General features: G+C 64.1%; 16 protein-coding genes. 2 read left to right on the forward strand and 14 right to left on the reverse strand.

Features of this window, described 5'->3' with window-relative positions; genetic code table 11:
• Nucleotides 1–148: 148 nt before the first annotated feature.
• From QM801_RS14755 to QM801_RS14795, 9 genes are all read right to left on the reverse strand, one after another.
• Entirely contained in the window at nucleotides 149–748 is a 600-nt protein-coding gene (locus QM801_RS14755; RefSeq protein ID WP_415019971.1) for a L,D-transpeptidase, read from the reverse strand.
• A gap of 299 nt (nucleotides 749–1,047) precedes the next feature.
• Nucleotides 1,048–1,716 carry a ribulose-phosphate 3-epimerase gene (rpe, locus tag QM801_RS14760; RefSeq protein ID WP_415020934.1) on the reverse strand — a complete coding sequence of 223 codons (669 nt, stop codon included), beginning with the start codon at nucleotides 1,714–1,716 and terminating at the stop codon, nucleotides 1,048–1,050.
• Nucleotides 1,717–1,800: 84 nt separating this feature from the next.
• A complete protein-coding gene (gene gap / locus QM801_RS14765) occupies nucleotides 1,801–2,814 on the reverse strand; it encodes a type I glyceraldehyde-3-phosphate dehydrogenase (RefSeq protein ID WP_415019972.1) in 1,014 nt (337 codons plus the stop codon).
• A 244-nt stretch (nucleotides 2,815–3,058) separates the two neighbouring features.
• Nucleotides 3,059–4,654, reverse strand: coding sequence for a phytoene desaturase family protein (locus tag QM801_RS14770; protein ID WP_415019973.1), 1,596 nt, complete (start codon nucleotides 4,652–4,654; stop codon nucleotides 3,059–3,061).
• Between the two features lie 444 nt (nucleotides 4,655–5,098).
• Nucleotides 5,099–6,268 carry a Gfo/Idh/MocA family protein gene (locus QM801_RS14775; RefSeq protein WP_415019974.1) on the reverse strand — a complete coding sequence of 390 codons (1,170 nt, stop codon included), beginning with the start codon at nucleotides 6,266–6,268 and terminating at the stop codon, nucleotides 5,099–5,101.
• 11 nt (nucleotides 6,269–6,279) lie between these two features.
• Nucleotides 6,280–7,338 (reverse strand): sugar phosphate isomerase/epimerase family protein, encoded by a 1,059-nt coding sequence (locus QM801_RS14780; protein WP_415019975.1) that lies wholly within the window; start codon nucleotides 7,336–7,338, stop codon nucleotides 6,280–6,282.
• Nucleotides 7,339–7,365: 27 nt separating this feature from the next.
• A complete protein-coding gene (gene xylA / locus QM801_RS14785; RefSeq protein ID WP_415019976.1) occupies nucleotides 7,366–8,673 on the reverse strand; it encodes a xylose isomerase in 1,308 nt (435 codons plus the stop codon).
• A complete protein-coding gene (xylB, locus tag QM801_RS14790) occupies nucleotides 8,670–10,130 on the reverse strand; it encodes a xylulokinase (RefSeq protein ID WP_415019977.1) in 1,461 nt (486 codons plus the stop codon). Before xylB ends, xylA begins: the two co-directional genes overlap by 4 nt.
• A 33-nt stretch (nucleotides 10,131–10,163) precedes the next feature.
• Nucleotides 10,164–11,186, reverse strand: coding sequence for a LacI family DNA-binding transcriptional regulator (locus QM801_RS14795; protein WP_415019978.1), 1,023 nt, complete (start codon nucleotides 11,184–11,186; stop codon nucleotides 10,164–10,166).
• A gap of 144 nt (nucleotides 11,187–11,330) precedes the next feature.
• Between QM801_RS14795 and QM801_RS14800 the strand changes: the two genes are divergently transcribed.
• Both QM801_RS14800 and QM801_RS14805 read left to right on the forward strand, forming a co-directional pair.
• The gene (locus QM801_RS14800; protein ID WP_415019979.1) at nucleotides 11,331–11,573 is read left to right on the forward strand and encodes an AbrB/MazE/SpoVT family DNA-binding domain-containing protein; all 243 of its coding nucleotides are present in this window, start codon (nucleotides 11,331–11,333) and stop codon (nucleotides 11,571–11,573) included.
• Nucleotides 11,567–11,926, forward strand: a complete 360-nt coding sequence (locus tag QM801_RS14805; protein WP_415019980.1) for a type II toxin-antitoxin system PemK/MazF family toxin — start codon at nucleotides 11,567–11,569, stop codon at nucleotides 11,924–11,926. Before QM801_RS14800 ends, QM801_RS14805 begins: the two co-directional genes overlap by 7 nt.
• A 119-nt stretch (nucleotides 11,927–12,045) precedes the next feature.
• Here the strand turns inward: QM801_RS14805 and QM801_RS14810 are convergent, their stop codons facing one another.
• The 5 genes from QM801_RS14810 to QM801_RS14830 form a co-directional block, all read right to left on the reverse strand.
• Nucleotides 12,046–12,972 (reverse strand): sugar phosphate isomerase/epimerase family protein, encoded by a 927-nt coding sequence (locus QM801_RS14810; protein WP_415019981.1) that lies wholly within the window; start codon nucleotides 12,970–12,972, stop codon nucleotides 12,046–12,048.
• 11 nt (nucleotides 12,973–12,983) lie between these two features.
• Nucleotides 12,984–13,664: a phosphoglycolate phosphatase gene (gene gph / locus QM801_RS14815; protein ID WP_415019982.1), complete on the reverse strand. Its 681-nt coding sequence runs from the start codon at nucleotides 13,662–13,664 to the stop codon at nucleotides 12,984–12,986.
• 69 nt (nucleotides 13,665–13,733) lie between these two features.
• Complete coding sequence (locus QM801_RS14820; RefSeq protein ID WP_415019983.1) at nucleotides 13,734–15,044, reverse strand: acetoin dehydrogenase dihydrolipoyllysine-residue acetyltransferase subunit; 1,311 nt, start codon at nucleotides 15,042–15,044, stop codon at nucleotides 13,734–13,736.
• Nucleotides 15,045–15,058: 14 nt separating this feature from the next.
• Nucleotides 15,059–16,279, reverse strand: a complete 1,221-nt coding sequence (locus tag QM801_RS14825) for a transaldolase family protein (protein WP_415019984.1) — start codon at nucleotides 16,277–16,279, stop codon at nucleotides 15,059–15,061.
• A 23-nt stretch (nucleotides 16,280–16,302) separates the two neighbouring features.
• Complete coding sequence (locus QM801_RS14830; protein ID WP_415019985.1) at nucleotides 16,303–17,307, reverse strand: alpha-ketoacid dehydrogenase subunit beta; 1,005 nt, start codon at nucleotides 17,305–17,307, stop codon at nucleotides 16,303–16,305.
• Between the last annotated feature and the right edge of the window lie 3 nt (nucleotides 17,308–17,310).

The raw sequence follows: 17,310 nt of genomic DNA on the forward strand, positions 1-17,310 counted from the left end.
GGCGGCGGGGGCGTTGACGCCAGCAAGGTGTCTCGACTGCGCAACGGACGATCAAATCGGAACGATTTGAGAGAGGAAAGTTGCGCCAAGTATTTTTTCAATCGCATCTTTCGCTTCGCAAGTGGACACCACTTGCTCGCACGATGCGTTAGTTCACCGTCACTTCGGCGCCGATCTTCACCAGCGTGTAGAGTTCGGTCACGTCGGCGTTCAGCATGCGGATGCAGCCCGAGGACGCAGCCTTGCCGATCGACTTCGGCTCGTTGGTGCCGTGGATGCGGTAGATCGACGAACCGAGGTACATGGCGCGGGCGCCAAGGGGGTTCTTCGGGCCACCGGCCATGTAGGCCGGCAGTTCGGGGTGACGGGCGCGCATCTCAACCGGGGGGCGCCAGTCCGGCCATTCGGTCTTGGCGGTCACCTTGTGCACGCCGGCCCATTCGAAGCCCTTGCGGGCGGTGGCGACGCGATACATCACGGCCTTGTTGTAGCCGAGCACGAGGTAGAGCTCGTTCCTCTGGGTCGAGATCACGATCGAGCCACGCTTCTTGCTGGTCTGGAAGGTGACGATCTTGCCGCGCTGCACGGTCGGGAAGATGGCCGAAGCGTCAACCTCGGTGGAATTGGTGGAGGCCGGAACGATCACGGCGCCCGTGTCGCTGCCATAGAGGCTGTCGTCAGCCTGGGCGGCGGTGGAGATGAAGGCGGCGGCCAGGACGGCGGCGGCGGCTTTCAGGATCGTGTTCATTTGAGTGTTCCCTCTGGAAAAGCATTTGATGGTGCCTTTCTAGGGGAGCGGGGCTGAACCGTTCCTGAGGGCGGAATTTATCTGGCGTTCAGATTGGACATCAGTGTCCCCAAGGCGGACTGCCACGTAAGTGATTGTTTTTCCAATCACTTTCACCTCCCCCTTGCGCGGAGGTCGCGAGCGCCTGCGAGCGGGTGGGGGTCGCGACGGCGTCAAACAGGTGGGTTCGGAGCAAATCCTTCAGAGGTTTCCCGACCCCCACCCCGGCCCTCCCCGCAAGGGGAAGGGAGGAAAGTAGATCATGCCATCGTCAATGTTGCAGCCGAGCGGATCGCCTTGATCTGTTTGCCGTGCTCGCCCTTGAAGATGGCGGAGCCGGCAACAAGCACATTGGCCCCGGCGCGGACGATTTCGCCGGCATTTTTCTCGGTGACGCCGCCGTCGACCTCGAGGTCGATGTCGCGGCCGCCGATCAGCGCCCGGGCCTGGCGGATCTTGTCCAGCATGGCGGGGATGAAGCTCTGCCCGCCGAAGCCCGGATTGACCGTCATGATGAGGAGAAGATCGATCTGGTCAATGACATGTTCGAGAACCGAGACCGGCGTTGCCGGGTTGAGCGAAACCCCCGCCTTCTTGCCCAGGGCCCGGATCGCCTGCAGCGAACGGTGGAGATGGGGGCCTGCCTCGGCGTGGACGGTGATGATGTCGGCACCGGCAGCGGCGAACTGGGCGAGATACGGGTCCACCGGCGCCACCATCAGGTGCACGTCGAAGGGCAGCTTCGAGTGCGGACGGAGCGACTGCATCACCGGGAAGCCGAAGGAGATGTTGGGGACGAAGTGCCCGTCCATCACGTCGATGTGCACCCAATCGGCGCCGCCTGCCTCGATGGCGCGGACTTCCTCGCCGAGCTTGGAAAAGTCGGCGGCGAGAATGGAGGGCGAAATGAGCAGCGGGCGGTGTTTCATCATGATCCCACTATAGCGGGGGGTGGAAACAAAAACACCCCGGCACGATGTCCGGGGTGTCGGGATGTCGCAATGGCGGCTGGATCAGGCGATCAGCTTGCCGAAGTGCACGGCGGTGTCGCCCATGCGGTTCGAGAAGCCCCACTCGTTGTCGTACCATGAGAGGATCGAGACCAGCGTGCCTTCCATGACCTTGGTCTGGTCCATGTGGAAGATTGAGGAATGGGGGTTGTGGTTGAAGTCGATCGAGACGTTCGGATCGTTGGTGTAGCCGAGGATGCCCTTGAGCGGGCCATCGGCGGCAGCCTTGATCGCGGCGTTCACTTCTTCCTTCGTCGTCGCCTTCTTGGCGATGAACTTGAGGTCGACGACCGAGACGTTCGGCGTCGGCACGCGCATGGCGAAGCCGTCGAGCTTGCCCTTGAGTTCAGGGAGCACGAGGCCCACGGCCTTGGCGGCACCCGTCGAGGTCGGGATCATCGAGAGCGCCGCGGCGCGGGCGCGATAGAGATCCTTGTGCATGGTGTCCAAGGTGGGCTGGTCGCCGGTGTAGGAGTGGATCGTCGTCATCATGCCCTTCTCGATGCCGATGGCATCGTGCAGGACCTTGGCGACGGGGGCGAGGCAGTTGGTGGTGCACGAGGCGTTCGAGATCACCATGTGCTCCTTCTTCAGGCCGGCATGGTTCACGCCGTACACGACCGTGTAGTCGGCGCCGTCGGCAGGGGCCGAGACGATGACGCGCTTGGCGCCGGCGGTGAGGTGGGCCGAGGCCTTGTCCTTCGCCGTGAAGATGCCGGTGCATTCGAGCGCGATGTCGATGCCGAGATCCTTCCAGGGGAGCTGCGAGGGATCCTTGATCGCCGTCACCTTGAAAGTGTCGGAGCCGATCGAGATCGCGTCACCCTTGACGGTCACCTCGTGCGGGAACTTGCCGTGGACCGAGTCATAGCGCATCAGGTGGGCGTTGGTTTCGACGGGGCCCAGATCGTTCACGGCCACCACATCGATGTCCTTGCGGCCCGATTCATAGATGGCGCGGACGATGTTGCGGCCGATGCGGCCGAACCCGTTAATTGCGACGCGGACTTTTGCCATGACGTTCTCCAGATCCTTTCGTGGGTGAGATGGGCGCCCTTATAGACCCTCCTGCGGGCCTGTGAAGGGGCAATGTGGGCGCACCTCAAAGCATGAGGAAAGTGCTTCGGGAGGCCCCTTTATCCTCACCCTGAGGTGCCGCGCAGCGGCCTCGAAGGGTGCGTTTCATGGCCATGCTTCGAGGCATTGCTGCGCAATGCACCTCAGCATGAGGGTATCGTAAGACGTCCGGCCAGAAGTGCCCCTACCCCCGCAGGTCCCGCAGCATCTCGCGGGCTGCGTTGTGTCCGGGCGCGCCCGTGACGCCGCCGCCCGGATGGGTGCCGGAGCCGCACTGGTAGAGGCCCTTCACCGGCGTGCGGTAGTCCGCATAGCCCAGCATGGGCCGCGCCGAGAACAGCTGGTCGAGGCCAAGCGCGCCGTGGAAGATGTCGCCGCCCACAAGACCGAAGGTGCGCTCGAGATCGAGCGGCGAATTGATCTGCCGCGCAATGACGGACTTCTTGAAGCCCGGCGCAAAGCGGTCGACCGTCCTGATCATCAGGTCGGCCACCTCCTCGCGGTGATCGTCCCAGGACTTTCCATCCGGCAGTTGCGGCGCCACGTGCTGGCAGAAGAGGCTGGCCACGTGGGCACCCTTGGGCGCCAGCGTGTCATCGAGCGTGGACGGGATGAGGATCTCGACGATCGGCGCCTTCGACCAGCCGTGACGGCGCGCATCCATGTAGGCGTCTTCCATGTAGCGGAGGCTCGGCGCGATGATGATGCCGGCGGTGTGGTGCTCGGCGCGGGTCTTGCCGGGCAGGCAAGAGAAGCTCGGCAGTTCCGAGAGTGCCACGTTCATGCGGAAGGTGCCGGAGCCGCACTTCCAGTTCTGCATGCGCTCCGCGAAGGGTTCCGGCAGGTGGCCCTGCTCAATCATCCGTGTAAAGAGCAATTTCGGATTGAGGTTGGAGACGACGGTTGCGGCCTTCAGCACCTCGCCCTTTTCGGTCTCGACGCCGGTGACGCCGAGCTTGTCGGCAAGCACGCGCTTCACGCCCGCGCCCGTCCGGATCACCACGCCCGCTTCGGCGCAGGCCCGCGCCATGGCTTGGGTGATCGCGCCCATGCCGCCGATGGCATGGCCCCAGGCGCCCTTCTTGCCGTTCACCTCGCCGAAGACGTGATGCAACAGCACATAGGCCGAGCCCGGCGTGTAGGGCGAGGCGTAATTGCCGACGATGCCGTCGAAGCCATACGCCGCCTTGATCGGATCGCTTTCGAACCACTGGTCGAGATAATCACCCGCCGACTGGGTGAAGAGATTGAGCACCTCCTGCTGCAGGGCGGCGGGAAGCTTCGCGATGCGGCGGCCGAGCTTGCCCGCCTTGAAGAGCTGCGGCAGCACGCTGAGGAGACCGCGGCCCGAGACGGCATTGGGCGGGGTTTCGAGCACGAGGTCACGCAGGAGATCGGCCACCACGTCGAGGCGCTCGCCATAGGCATCGAGGCGATCTGCATCGCGGGCAGAGAACTTCGCCACTTCCTGCTTCGTCTTGCCGCCACCCACCTTGAGGTAGCGCGTGTCATCGAGCGGCAGGAAGTTGGAGATCTCGCGCTCCACCACGGTGAGGCCGTGGCGGGCGAGGTCCATGTCGGCGATCACCTTGGGGTTGAGCAGTGACACCGTGTAGGAGGCCACCGAATTGCGGAAGCCCGGATGGAATTCCTCGGTGACGGCGGCACCACCCACCACGTCGCGCTTTTCCAGCACCGTGACCCGGTGGCCGGCGCGCGCCAGATAAAAGGCGCAGACCAGCCCGTTGTGGCCCGCGCCGATGACGATGATGTCAGACATGAAAAATCCCGTGATCCTGAAGTGCGCTCTCCAAAGCACGGGTGGCGGGGCGAAGGGAAGCCCCAGCGTGGTGGGGTGCGCCCGCCCCTCATTTCGTCATGCCCGCGAAGGCTGGCACTTAGCTTTGGCGGATCGAGGTTGAAAATGAAGAAGCTGGGCCCCCGCCTCCGCGGGGGTGAAGGTAGCTATATTTTCTCCATGCCCGGCCTTGAGCCGGGCATCCAGCATAGCGTGACGGAACCACTGGATGGCCGGGTCAAGCCCGGCCATGGAGGTGGAATGGACGAAGCGTGTCACCAGACCTCCCCACCTCCGTCATTCCGGACGCGCGCCTTGATCGAGCGACAGCGAGATGTCGCGCGCGAGCCGGAATCCAGCTTTGGCGGATCACGATTGCAAATGATGAAGCTGGGCCCCCGCCTTCGCGGGGGTGACGGACCTTCTCTACAGCTTCGTCCACTTGCCGTTGGCGCGGGAGGATTTCACGCAGGCCTCGATGAAGGCCATGCCGGCCACACCATCGGCGATGCCGGGGAAAGCCACGTCCTTGTCGGCCTTCTTGCCGCTCCGCGCAGCCTTGATGGCGCGTGCAGCCTCCGTATAGACGTTGGCGAAGCCTTCGAGATAACCTTCCGGATGGCCGGGCGGCACGCGCGTAACGCGGCCTGCCTCGGGCCCTGCGCCCGCACCACCGCGGGTGATCAGCCGCTTCGGTTCGCCGAAGGGCGTGTACCAGAGGTAGTTGGGGTCTTCCTGCTTCCACTCAAGCCCGCCCTTCGTTCCGTAGATGCGGATCTTGAGGCCGTTCTCGTTGCCGGGCGCCACCTGGCTGGCCCAGATCATGCCCTTGGCGCCGCCCTTGAAGCGCAGCATCACGTGGGCGTTGTCATCGAGCGCACGGCCCTTGACGAAGCTCGTGAGGTCGGCCGCCAGTTCCTCGCCCGCAAGCCCCGAGACATCGCAGAGCAGCTGATACGTGTGGGTGCCGATGTCGCCCACGCAACCGCCCGCGCCGGAGCGCTTCGGATCGGTGCGCCACGCCGCCTGCTTCTGTCCGGTCTTTTCCAGCGCCGTCGTCAGCCAGTCCTGCGGATATTCGCCCTGCACCACGCGAATCTCGCCCAGCTCGCCCGCCTTCACCATGGCCTTGGCGTGGCGGATCATGGGATAGCCCGAGTAGTTGTGGGTGAGCGCGAAGATCACGTCTTTGCGCTTGGCGAGCAGTGCCTCGAGGCCTTTCGCTTCCTTGAGCGAGAGGGCCAGCGGCTTGTCGCAAATGACGTGGATGCCGGCATTGATGAAGGCCTTGGCTGCGGGCACGTGGACGTTGTTGGGTGTGACGATCGAGACGACCTCGATGCCGTCGGGGCGCTTCGCTTCCGCCTTCGCCATCTCCTCGTAGCTTGTGTAGATGCGGTCGGGCGCCAACCCCAGGTCCTGGCCCGAGGCCTTGGCCTTGGCGGCATCGGCCGAAAGCGCACCGGCGACGAATTCGTATTCGTCATCCATGCGTGCGGCGAGACGATGCACGGCGCCGATGAAGGCGCCCTGCCCGCCGCCCACCATGCCGAGGCGGATCTTGCCCGTTTTCTTTTCGCGTGTTCCGGAAACCATGATGCCCTCCCTTATTCCAGACCCAGCATGCGGCGGGCCTTGCCGGTGTCCTTGTTGCCGGCGGCAAAGTCATCGAAGGCCTTGGCCGTGGTCTTGATGATGTGGTTCTCGATGAAGGGCGCGCCCTCCTTCGCACCCTGTGCCGCATCCTTGAGGCAGCATTCCCATTCCAGCACGGCCCAGTGATCGTAGTTGTGCTGTGCCAGGGCCGAGAAGATCGCCGAGAAATCCACCTGGCCATCGCCCAGCGAGCGGAAGCGGCCGGCACGGTTCGTCCAGTTCTGGAAGCCGGAATAGACGCCCTGCCTGCCGTTCGGATTGAACTCCGCATCCTTCACGTGGAAGGCGAAGATGCGCTCGTGATAGATGTGGATGAACTCCACATAGTCCATCTGCTGCAGCAGGAAGTGCGAGGGATCGTAGTTGATGCCGCAGCTTTCGTGATTGCCGGTTTCGGCGAGGAACATCTCGAAGGTGGCACCGTCGAAGGTGTCTTCGCCCGGGTGAAGCTCGAAGCCCACCTTGACGCCATTGTCCTTCATCGCATCGAGGAGCGGTGTCCAGCGCTTGCCCAGTTCCTTGAAGGCTTCTTCAACCACGCCGGGTGCGCGCGGCGGCCAGGGATAGAGGAAGGGCCAGGCGAGGGCGCCGGAGAAAGACACGTGGCGGTGCAGCCCGAGGTTCTTTGACGCCTTGGCGGCCAGCTTCACCTGCTCCACCGCCCATTCCTGCCGGGCCTTGGGATTGTTGTGCACCTGCGGCGGGGCAAAGGCATCAACCGCCTCGTCATAGGCCGGATGAATGGCGACGAGATGGCCCTGCAAGTGGGTGGAGAGTTCGGTGATCTCCACGCCGTTCTTCTTGGCGATGCCCTTCACTTCATCGCAGTAGGTCTTGGACTCGGCGGCCTTCTTCAGGTCGAAGAGGCGGCCATCCCACGAGGGGATCTGTACGCCCTTGTAGCCGAGCGAGCCCGCCCACTTTGTGATCGCCTCGAAGGAGTTGAAGGGGGCGGCGTCGCCCGCGAACTGGGCGAGGAAAATGCCCGGTCCCTTGATGTCTGTTGCCATGGTGTGATCCTCCCGTGTCTCTTGTTTTCAGCAGTAGCGGTTGATGAGGTTTTCCAGGCGTTCCTGCCGCCCGGACTTCGGTTGCGGGTTGATGTTGTTCTTCTCCACCCGGGCGGCGATCTGCTCCAGGCTTTCCTTGCCCTGAAGCATGGCCTTGTTCTTCGGGCTTGACCAGCCCGCATAGCGCTCGTCGACCATCCCCTTCAGCACGCCGTCCTCGATCATGGCGGCGGCGTTGAGCAAAGCCTTGGCGCAGGCATCCATGGAGCCCACATGGGCGTGGATGAGATCATCCGGATCGATGGACTGGCGGCGGATCTTGGCGTCGAAGTTCATGCCACCCGTGGTGAAGCCGCCGGCCTTCAAAATTTCGTACATGGCAAGCGTCAGTTCCGGCACGTCGACGATGAACTGGTCGGTGTCCCAGCCGGACTGGTAGTCGCCGCGATTGAGGTCGATCGAGCCGAAGATGCCGAGGGCGGAGGCAAGCGCGATCTCGTGCTCGAAGGTGTGGCCCGCGAGGATGGCGTGGTTCTGCTCGATGTTGACCTTCACGTCCTTCTGGGCACCCAGCGACGAGATCAGCGAATAGACGGTCGCCACATCATAGTCGTACTGGTGCTTTGTCGGCTCCTGCGGCTTGGGCTCGATCAGGATCGGGCCCTTGAAGCCGATCTTGTGCTTGTACTCGATGACCAGCGCCAGCATGCGCTTTGCCGCTTCCAGCTCGTGGCCGATGTTGGTGTTGAGCAGCGTCTCGTAGCCTTCGCGGCCACCCCACATCACGTAGTTGGCGCCGCCCAGTCCCTTGGTCACGTCCATGCAGTGCTTGATCTGCGCGGCACAGTAGGCAAACACATCCGGATCGGGATTGGTCGCGGCACCCGCCATGAAGCGGCGGTTGGAGAAGAGATTGGCCGTGCCCCACAGGCACTTCTTCTTGCCCTTCGCCATCTTCTTCTCGATGTAGTTGGCAATCGCCGTGACGTTGGCGTTGCTTTCCTTCAGCGACTGCCCTTCGGGGGCGATGTCGCGGTCATGGAAGCAGAAGAAGTCGATTGAGGTAAGGTCCATGGCGTCGAACATCACGTCGGCCTTCTCGCGCGCCGCCGCCATTTCGTCGGAGGAATGGTGCCACGGCCGCAGGAAGGTGTCGCCACCGAACGGGTCGCTGCCCGGCCAGCAGGTGGAGTGCCACCAGCAGATGGCGAAGCGCAGCTGCTCGGCCATGGTCTTGCCCAAGACCTTCTTGTTCTTGTCATAGTGGCGGAAGGCCAGTTCGGATTTCGACTTGGGGCCTTCGAATTTCGCCTTCTTGGCGCTGAAGAATGTCATGACAGCTTGATCTCCTTGATCGCGGGGTAAATCTGTTTGTAGCGTTGGAACTGGTCGTCATAGGCAGCCTTGGCCGCCTTTTCCGGCGTGATGGTGCGGGCCACCTTGGGCTTGGTGAAGACCTTGCGGAAATCCTCGCCCGTGGCCGCAACGAGGCCCATGCGCGCCGCACCAAAGGCGCCACCCACGTCGCCCGCCGCAGGAAGATCGATGGGAATGCCCAGCACGGTTGCGATGATCTTGAGCCAGAGTTCCGACTTGGTGCCGCCGCCCACCGCCATCAGGCGATTGATCTTCGCACCGCCCTCCTCGAGGGCTTCCATGTTGTCCTTGAAGGCGAAGGCGAGCGCATCGAGCACGCCGTGTGTCAGCGTGTTGCGCTCGGTCTCGTGGCCGAGGCCCATCATCACGCCGCGCACCTGCGCGTCTCCGACCGGCGAACGCTCGCCCGACAGATAGGGCAGCATCAGCGTGGAGGACGGGCCCTTGAGCTTGATGCCCAGCGCCTTTGTCAGTTGCGGCGCCGGCGTCTGCAGCACGCCCGCCAGCCATTCGAGGCTCGCGGTTGCCGAGAGGATGACGCTCATCTGGTGCCAGGTGTTGGGCGTGGCATGGCAGAAGGCATGCACCATGCGCTTGGCGTTGGGGCTCCACTTATCGTTTGAGACGAAGATCACGCCCGAGGTGCCGATGGAGACGAAACCTGCACCATCGGTCACCGCACCGATGCCGCAGGCGGAGGCCGCATTGTCGCCGCCGCCGCCCGCCACCACCGGGCGCTTCGGCATGCCCCAGGCCTTGGCCACCGAGGGCGTGAGGCGGCCCGTTGGATCGGTGCCTTCGAAGAGCTCCGGCATCTGGTCGCGGCGCATGCCGCCCGCCTTGAGGAGAAGGTCCGACCATTTGCGCTCGCCGATGTCGAGCCAGTAGGTACCCGACGAGTCCGACATGTCGGAGGCATAGTCGCCGGTCATGCGGAGGCGCACGTAGTCCTTGGGCAGCAGCACCTTCGCCACCTTGTCGTAGATCTTGGGTTCGTGCTTCTTCACCCAGACGAGCTTGGGCGCGGTATAACCCGCGAGCACGATGTTGCCCGAGTGCGGCACGGCGCGGGGCTCGCCCTCCATGATCTCCTCGCACTCCTTGAAGGAGCGCGCGTCGTTCCACAGGATGCAGTCGCGCAGTGGCTTGCCGTCCTTGTCGACAAGTGTGGCGCCATGCTGCTGGCCCGAGAGCCCGATGCCCTCGACCGCGGCAACGGCCTTGGGCTTCATCTTGCGCAGCGCTGCAATCACCTTGTTGGCGGCCTTCCACCAATCGTCGGGGTTCTGTTCGCTCCAGCCCGGATGGGGGCGCGAGACCTTGAGCGGCGAGGAGGCGGTGGCGATGATCTTCTGCTTCGCATCGATCAGCACGCCCTTGACGGAGGAAGTTCCGAAATCAAGACCGAGATACATGTGACCTCACAATCATGGTTGGGTGGCGGTTGGTCATGGCAGGTTGTCCCTGAGAAAGATGTCGATGGAAATGCGCTCCTGCGCCGCAATGAGGGGCTGGCGGTCGCAGCGCGCCATCAGCACCCGCATGGCGCTGCGGATTTCATGACCGGGGTCCTGGGCGATGACGGCGGAGAGCGTGCCATCGATCAGCGCGGCGCGCGAGGCCTCGGTCAGTTCATGGGCGATCACCACGAGGTCGCGCCGGTGCTTCTGTTCGCGCAAGGCGGTGATAATGCCATCGGTGCCGGCGCCCACATTGTAGAGGCCGACGAGATCGGGATGTTGCTTGAGGAGTTCGCGCGTGGCCTGTGCGGCGCGGGGCGAGCTGTCGCGTTCCTCACGCACCGGCAGAAGCTGCAGGTGACCATGTTCCTGGCCCAGTACCTGCAGGAAGCCGAAGTGGCGCTCGGCATGATCACGCAAAGCGAGTGCGCCGGCGATCACCGCCACCTTGCCTTTGCGGTTGCCAAGGAAGCGGCCCATCAGCGTGGCGGCGGTGCGGCCCGCGGCGGAATTGTCGATGCCGACGAAATGCGAGTGCGAAGCACCCGGCACATCCGAAACCAGCGTCACGACGTGCGTGCCGCGGGCGACGAGGCCATTCACCGCCTCGCGCACGCGGGGGTGATCGAGCGCCACCACGGCGACACCATCATAGCCCTCGATGCCATCCAGCGTGCGGGCGAGCTGTGCCGCATCGAAGACATCGGTGTGGGTGACGTCGGCGATGACACGATCAGCGGCGAGGTGTTGCGTGTGGGCGGCAATCTCGCGCTCGAGCCCGGTCATGAAGACGTTGTCGCCCTCCGGCAGCACGAAGCAGAAGCGGTACTCCCGGCCACGGGCGAGCCGGGCTGCGAGCCGGTCCGGATGATAATTGAGGGCGCGGATCGCGGCCTCGACGCGCTTGAGGTTCGAGGGCCGCACGGTGGCACGGGCATTGAGCACGCGATCGACGGTGGCCACGCTTACGCCGGCGCGCGCCGCAACATCCTCGATGGTGGCCTTTCCCATGGACAAGACTGAATCCCATGGACAGGATATTGTCAAGAACTGAGAGGCGCATGTCAGTTTGCAATGCAGCAAGAAAGCTGATGTTTCGTTGACTTTCTCGCGGTATCTACTATGTAGATACCTACAGAACTCGGAGCGCTGAACATGCACACCGCCGTCATCCGGAAATGGGGGAACAGTCTCGCCCTCCGCCTGCCGCAACACGTGGCGGCCGATCTGCAGTTGGCTGAGGGAGCAACGGTGTCGCTTTCCATTGAGGACAATGCGCTCGTCGTGAAGGCAGCGCGCAGGAAATACAAGCTCGCCGACTTGTTGGCCAATCACGGGAAAGACAGGAATCATCCCGAGACCGATTGGGGCAAACCGGTGGGAGAGGAAGAGTGGTAGCAAAGCAATTCTACCAGCCGGAGCGTGGTGATTTCATCTGGCTCGATTTCACGCCCCAGGCCGGAACGGAACAGGCCGGACGCCGCCCAGCCCTCGTGCTCTCTCCACGGGCCTTCAACATCGCAACGGGTCTCGCCTTCGCCTGCCCGGTGACGTCACAGGTGAAGGGCGGAAGCTTCGAGGTGGCGATCCCGAGAGGTGCGGGATTGGTGGGGGTTGTCCTCTCCGATCATCTGCGCAGCCTGGATTGGGTCGAGCGCAAGGCCGACTTCATCAGCCGCGCGCCTGAAGAGGTGGTGGTCGAGGTCACTGCCCGTCTCGAGGCCATCCTGCGGCTTGATCTCGATCCGTGAGTTGAACCCTCATGCTGAGGTGCATTGCGACAGAAATGCCTCGAAGCATGTGTCGTGGGGCGCACCCTTCGAGGCTCGGGCGCTGCCCTCGCACCTCAGGGTGAGGCAGGGCGGTGCCCTCAGCGCCCGTTCATCCCCGTGTCGATGTGCGGTTCCCAGAACGCCACCGACTCGCGGATCATCTCCACCACATTGCTGTCGGTGGGTTCGCGTTCGCGGAAGGACAGCTCCATGCAGATCTCGGTGTCGTGGCCGCCCGCCTTCTTCACCGTCTCGATCAGCTTCGCGGGCTGGATGCGTCCGTCCTTGTTGTACTGCGCCGTGAAGGGCCAATGGCCGCCCTTGTTCATGGAAGACTGCTTCACATGGATGATGGGTGACTCCACCGGGAAGGCGGCGGCCCAGGCATAAGGGTCGGTGTCATCCGGATTGGGCGAAGTCACGTCGCCATGGTCGATATCGACAATCATGCGGAAGGGAATGGCCAGCTTCGCGTCCGCCAGCTGCTTGTCGAAGCGGCGGCACTCGGCGATGGTGTGGCCGAATTCGCGGCCCACCGACATGGGTTCCCAGAAGACATACTTAAGGCCCGCCGCCTTGGCGTGCTCCGCCACCTCGCGCCAGCAGTCGATGACGATGTTGATCAGGTCTTTGCGGCGCTTTTCGTCGTTCCAGTCCTGCATCGTGAAGATGGCGAACTGCGAGCCCATGGACTCCGCGCCCACCGCGCCCGCGATGTCGGCCAGCGTCTTGAACCAGTTCACGTAGTAGCGCCGCACATCGGGATCGGGATGGCCCATGTGGTTGAGGCGCGAGAAGGTGCTGGTCATCACCGAGGTGGCGCGCATGTGGTTGCGCGCGAAGGCCTGGCGGAACTGGCGCTCGCGCTTGGCGATGACGGCGGAGGGCCATGAGGGATTGAGGAACTCCGGCACCAGCTGGATGTAGCCTGCCTTGATCCGCCCCGCGATCGTGTCACAGAGGTCGTCCACGTCGGCGAAGCGGTTGACCAGCGGATTGACGTTGAGCGAGAGGCGAAGCGGCATGTCAGAGTCCTTCAGGCAAGGGCAAGGATGCGGCGGAGCGCCGCCGGAATCTCGGAGAAATGCGCGGCGATGGCGTCGGGCGCCAGATCGGCGAGCGGCTTCTTGGTATAGCCATAGGCCATGGCGATGACCGGGCAACCGGCGGATTTCGCGGTCTCCACGTCAACCTCGGAGTCGCCCACGAAGACCAGCGGATCGCCACCCTTCACCGCCTTGGCGGTTTCGAGAAGCTGGCGCGGATCGGGCTTGCTGACGTTGAAGGTGTCGGGGCCGCAGACAAACACGAAGTAGCGGACGAGATCGAGATCGGCGACGATCTTGCGGGCGAACATCTCGCGCTTGTTGGTGCACACGCCCATGCTCCAGCCCTCCGCATGAAGGGCTGCAAGCGTCTCCGGCACGCCGTCATAGGGCCGGGTGATCTGGGTGAGGCGGCTGCCATAGATTTCGGTAAAGCGGGCGATGAGGCCGGGAGCCGCCGCATCCACATCAGTCACACCGCGCTGGCGGAGCGCGCCCTTCACCAGATTGGCGATGCCGTGGCCAATGAGCTTGCGGCCCTGTTCGAGGCCGAAGGGGGCATAGCCCTTTTCCGTCATCAGCGTGTCGAGCGAGCCCGCGATGTCGCCGGCGCTGTCGACGAGCGTGCCGTCAAGATCGAAGATCAGCGTGCCACGGGAAGATGACGTCATGATGGAGCAGCACCCTGTTGTTGCGGTCGGGCCAGAGCCTTAGCGAGGGACGGATGCCGCCGCAATGGCTCAGCCCGCACTGCGGACCGTGTCGCTGACCAGCCTTGCCACGAGGCTTGCGGCCTCGAGCTGCGGCAGGTGACCCACCTGCGGCAGGCGGTGCAGCGCCACATGGGCGGGAAGCGACTGGGCATAATCCGCCGGGATGATGCGGTCGTTGTCACCCACCATGACGCGGAGCGGACCCTGATACCGCTGCAGTGCCTCACGGATGGAGAAGAGCTGCGTGCTGCCTGCGAACACCGCGTCCGCGAGCTTGCGCTGCTGGGCGGCGAGGCGCGTGCCCTCGCGGCCGGCCAGCGTGGCGCGGAGAAGGGCGCCCGGCAGCTTTGCCGGATCATGCACCAGCACATCGAGCCAGGCCTTGAGCGGCGCTTCACTGGCGGCAGCGAGGAAGCCATCGACGAAATCGCCGTTCACCTTGGGGCCGAGCCCTGCAGGCGAAATGAGGCTGAGGGAGCGCACATCGAGCGATCCGCCACCGGCAAGTTCTGCTGCGACCGCGGCACCCAGCGAATGGCCGACGAGATGCAGGCGGGTGAGGCCCGCCGCCTCGATCTGGCGCAGCACCTGCGCCACGAGATCGGCAAAGCCCGCAACGCTGCCATCCTGGCTGATGCCATGGCCCGGCAGGTCGAGGGCGAGAAGCGGGTTCTTCGCATTCATCTGCAGGACGAAGGGACGCCAGGACGAAAGGTCGGCGCCGAAGCCATGGATGAAGAGCACGGGATCGCCCGCACCCTGCTGAAGCGACTTGATGCCTTGGCCTGTGCCCCCGGCCGCGGCATTGGAACTTGGGAAACTGAGTACGGTGGCTTGAGACGTGCCCGTCTGGCGGAAGGCTTCCACGTCCTTCATGACCACGGCGCCGCCGGGGCCGGTGCCCTGGATCTGGCGGATGTCGAGGCCTGCAGCACTGGCAAGCCTGCGGGCAAGGGGAGAGGAGCGGCCGGAGGCTGTTGCAGCCTGTGCTGCAACGGGTGCCGGAGCAGACGCCACGGCGGCGAGCACGGGTGCCTTGATGGCAACAGGTGCGGCGGCAGGAGCCGCAGCTGCTGCGGGGGCCGAGGCGGTGGCCTCGCCTGCGTCACCCACCATCATGAGGGGTTGGAGCACGGTTGCGGTGTCGCCCACCTTGTGGCGGATCTCGATGATGGTGCCGGTCTCGAAGCACTCCACATCGAAGGAGGCCTTTTCCGATTCCACTTCGGCGACGATGTCGCCCTTCTTCACCTTGTCGCCGACCTTCACCTTGATGGCGACAACCTTGCCTTCGGTGAGGTCCTGGCCGACCTGCGGCATGAGAATGGGACGTGCCATGATCAGTTTCTCCCTCAGGCGGCGCGCTGCTGCGCGGCTTCCACGGCCTGGGCCACGAAGTCCACGGTCTTGCGGGTTGCGCCTGCGAATTCGGTTGCAGTGGCGGCGAAGGCGCCGAAGCGGGCAAACTCCTCCGGCTTCATGCCATCGGGCTCATAGGCCTGGCGGAAGTAGGGAATGCGCATCAGCTTGTCGATGACGGCCTTCGGCGCTTCCTCGTCGATCGCCCTGGCATCGAAGGCGGGCAGGCGGTCTTCCGCCTGCATGAGCTGCAGGATGTATCCGGGCGGGCAGGTGTAGACGAAATCTCCGCCCGCGATCTTGGAAATGTGCCAGCTCGACGCCGTGCCGCCGGGGCCGGTGTCGGTCACGCGCATCGAACACTGCAGCATCTTGCTCGGGTGGTTGGTGGCGCGGCCATGGAAATAAGCGCGCTTCAGCACCGCCATTTCGCCATGGAGAATGTCTTCCGGCGAAAGCGCGATGCCGCGTGCATCGGCCTGGGCCTTGAGGTCACCGACATTGCCGAGGCGGGACGACATGTGGGTGATGACCGAGCGCCAGCGCGAGAGATCGACGCCCGCCTTTTTCGCCCGGGCAAGACCGCGCGACACGGCATCCATGCAGGCGATGTACTGCGGCACGGTGAAGGAGGTTGTGTTGTTGGTGGAAATGCCACGGGCGGTGAGCTCTTCAATCACCTCGTAGCCTTCCTTCGAGCCCGGGATCTTCACCATCACGTTAGGCGCAATCGCAGCGAGTTCGAGGCCCTGGGCCAGCATCACTTCGCCGTCGGTCACGAATCGCGGATCGACCTGGCCCGAGACCATGCCGTACTTGCCGCCCGAGGTGTCATAGACCTTGCGGATCATGGCCGCCCCGCGGCGCACCACGTCGAGATAGGTTTCCCAGTAGACGGCTTCGACGTCGTTGTTCTTGTGGCGGGCGGCGATCGCACGGATTTCCTCGGCCCAGAAGGAGGGGTTCACCTGGATGGCCTGCAGCGACAGCGGCGGATTGGTTGTCACGCCACGGAAGCCCATGGTGCCCGTGCTCTTCACCGTCTCCTCGTCGAAGAGGCGGGTCAGCTGTTCGCGCCAGGCCTCTTTCTTTTCGGGGGGCGCATCCTTCAGCACCCTCTCCTTCCAGCCCGCATAGACGAGCGGCGAGGAATCCCACCAGATCTCACATTCCGGATTGGTGGCGGCGAGCTTTTCGAGAACGTGAAGTGACATTGGATTTCCCGATTCTGGCGGCGTTACTGCGCGGCGATGGCGCGCGGCTGGAGATGGAGCGTGCGGCGGACGGCGGAGATGATGTCCGGCACCTGGGGCACGCTGGCCTTTTCCAGTTCGAGGTTGAAGGGCACCGGAATGTTGAGGCCGGCCACGATCTCGACCGGCGCATCGAGCGAATAGAACGCTTCTTCCTGAATGATCGAACAGATGTCGGAGGCGACACCGCCGCGGCGCACGGCTTCCTGCACGATCACCACGCGATTGGTCTTGGCGACCGAGGCGAGGATCGCCTCCTTGTCGAGCGGCACCAGCGTGCGCGGGTCGAGCACTTCCGCATCGATCCCCTCTTCCGCCAGCTTGGCGGCGGCTTCGAGGGCGCGCGGCACCATGTTGGACCATGCGATGATGGTCACGTCCTTGCCGGGGCGCTTGATGTCGGCCTTGCCGAACTCGATCACGTATTCGCCTTCGGGCACCGGGCCCTTGGTCATGTACAGATGCTTGTGTTCGAGGAAGACGACCGGGTCGTCCTGGCGGAGCGCATACTTGAGCAGGCCCTTGGCGTCGGCGGGCTGCGAGGGCATCACCACCTTGAGGCCGGGGATGTGGTAAAAGAGCGCCTCGAGGCTCTGCGAATGCTGCGCGGCAACGCCGCCGCCCGTGCCGCCCTGGGTGCGCATGATGAAGGGCACGCGGCCCGATCCGCCGGTCATGAGGCGGAACTTCGCGGCCTGGTTCACCAGCATGTCCATGCCGAGCATTGCGAAGTCGACGTAGAGGATTTCGACGATGGGGCGGGCACCGGCAATTGCCGCACCGACGCCGACGCCGATCATGCCGGCCTCGGCGATGGGCGTGTCGCGCACGCGCTTCGGGCCATACTTGCCGAGCAGGCCTTCCGTCACCTTGTAGGAACCGCCGCGGTCGGCGATGCCTTCACCGATGATGAAGACGAGCGGGTTGTTGGCCATTTCCTCGTCGATCGCTTCCCTGAGCGCATCGCGGTACATGATTTCGCGGGTCATTGT

It is taken from the genome of Aestuariivirga sp. (assembly GCF_047600585.1).
GTDB lineage: Bacteria > Pseudomonadota > Alphaproteobacteria > Rhizobiales > Aestuariivirgaceae > Aestuariivirga.

What these genes read in the sequence shown, in the direction of transcription:
- QM801_RS14755 (WP_415019971.1), bottom strand. Translation starts at nt 748, where the DNA reads ATGAACACGATCCTGAAAGCCGCCGCCGCCGTCCTGGCCGCCGCCTTC.
- rpe (WP_415020934.1), bottom strand. Translation starts at nt 1,716, where the DNA reads ATGAAACACCGCCCGCTGCTCATTTCGCCCTCCATTCTCGCCGCCGAC.
- gap (WP_415019972.1), bottom strand. Translation starts at nt 2,814, where the DNA reads ATGGCAAAAGTCCGCGTCGCAATTAACGGGTTCGGCCGCATCGGCCGC.
- QM801_RS14770 (WP_415019973.1), bottom strand. Translation starts at nt 4,654, where the DNA reads ATGTCTGACATCATCGTCATCGGCGCGGGCCACAACGGGCTGGTCTGC.
- QM801_RS14775 (WP_415019974.1), bottom strand. Translation starts at nt 6,268, where the DNA reads ATGGTTTCCGGAACACGCGAAAAGAAAACGGGCAAGATCCGCCTCGGC.
- QM801_RS14780 (WP_415019975.1), bottom strand. Translation starts at nt 7,338, where the DNA reads ATGGCAACAGACATCAAGGGACCGGGCATTTTCCTCGCCCAGTTCGCG.
- xylA (WP_415019976.1), bottom strand. Translation starts at nt 8,673, where the DNA reads ATGACATTCTTCAGCGCCAAGAAGGCGAAATTCGAAGGCCCCAAGTCG.
- xylB (WP_415019977.1), bottom strand. Translation starts at nt 10,130, where the DNA reads ATGTATCTCGGTCTTGATTTCGGAACTTCCTCCGTCAAGGGCGTGCTG.
- QM801_RS14795 (WP_415019978.1), bottom strand. Translation starts at nt 11,186, where the DNA reads ATGGGAAAGGCCACCATCGAGGATGTTGCGGCGCGCGCCGGCGTAAGC.
- QM801_RS14800 (WP_415019979.1), top strand. Translation starts at nt 11,331, where the DNA reads ATGCACACCGCCGTCATCCGGAAATGGGGGAACAGTCTCGCCCTCCGC.
- QM801_RS14810 (WP_415019981.1), bottom strand. Translation starts at nt 12,972, where the DNA reads ATGCCGCTTCGCCTCTCGCTCAACGTCAATCCGCTGGTCAACCGCTTC.
- gph (WP_415019982.1), bottom strand. Translation starts at nt 13,664, where the DNA reads ATGACGTCATCTTCCCGTGGCACGCTGATCTTCGATCTTGACGGCACG.
- QM801_RS14820 (WP_415019983.1), bottom strand. Translation starts at nt 15,044, where the DNA reads ATGGCACGTCCCATTCTCATGCCGCAGGTCGGCCAGGACCTCACCGAA.
- QM801_RS14825 (WP_415019984.1), bottom strand. Translation starts at nt 16,279, where the DNA reads ATGTCACTTCACGTTCTCGAAAAGCTCGCCGCCACCAATCCGGAATGT.
- QM801_RS14830 (WP_415019985.1), bottom strand. Translation starts at nt 17,307, where the DNA reads ATGACCCGCGAAATCATGTACCGCGATGCGCTCAGGGAAGCGATCGAC.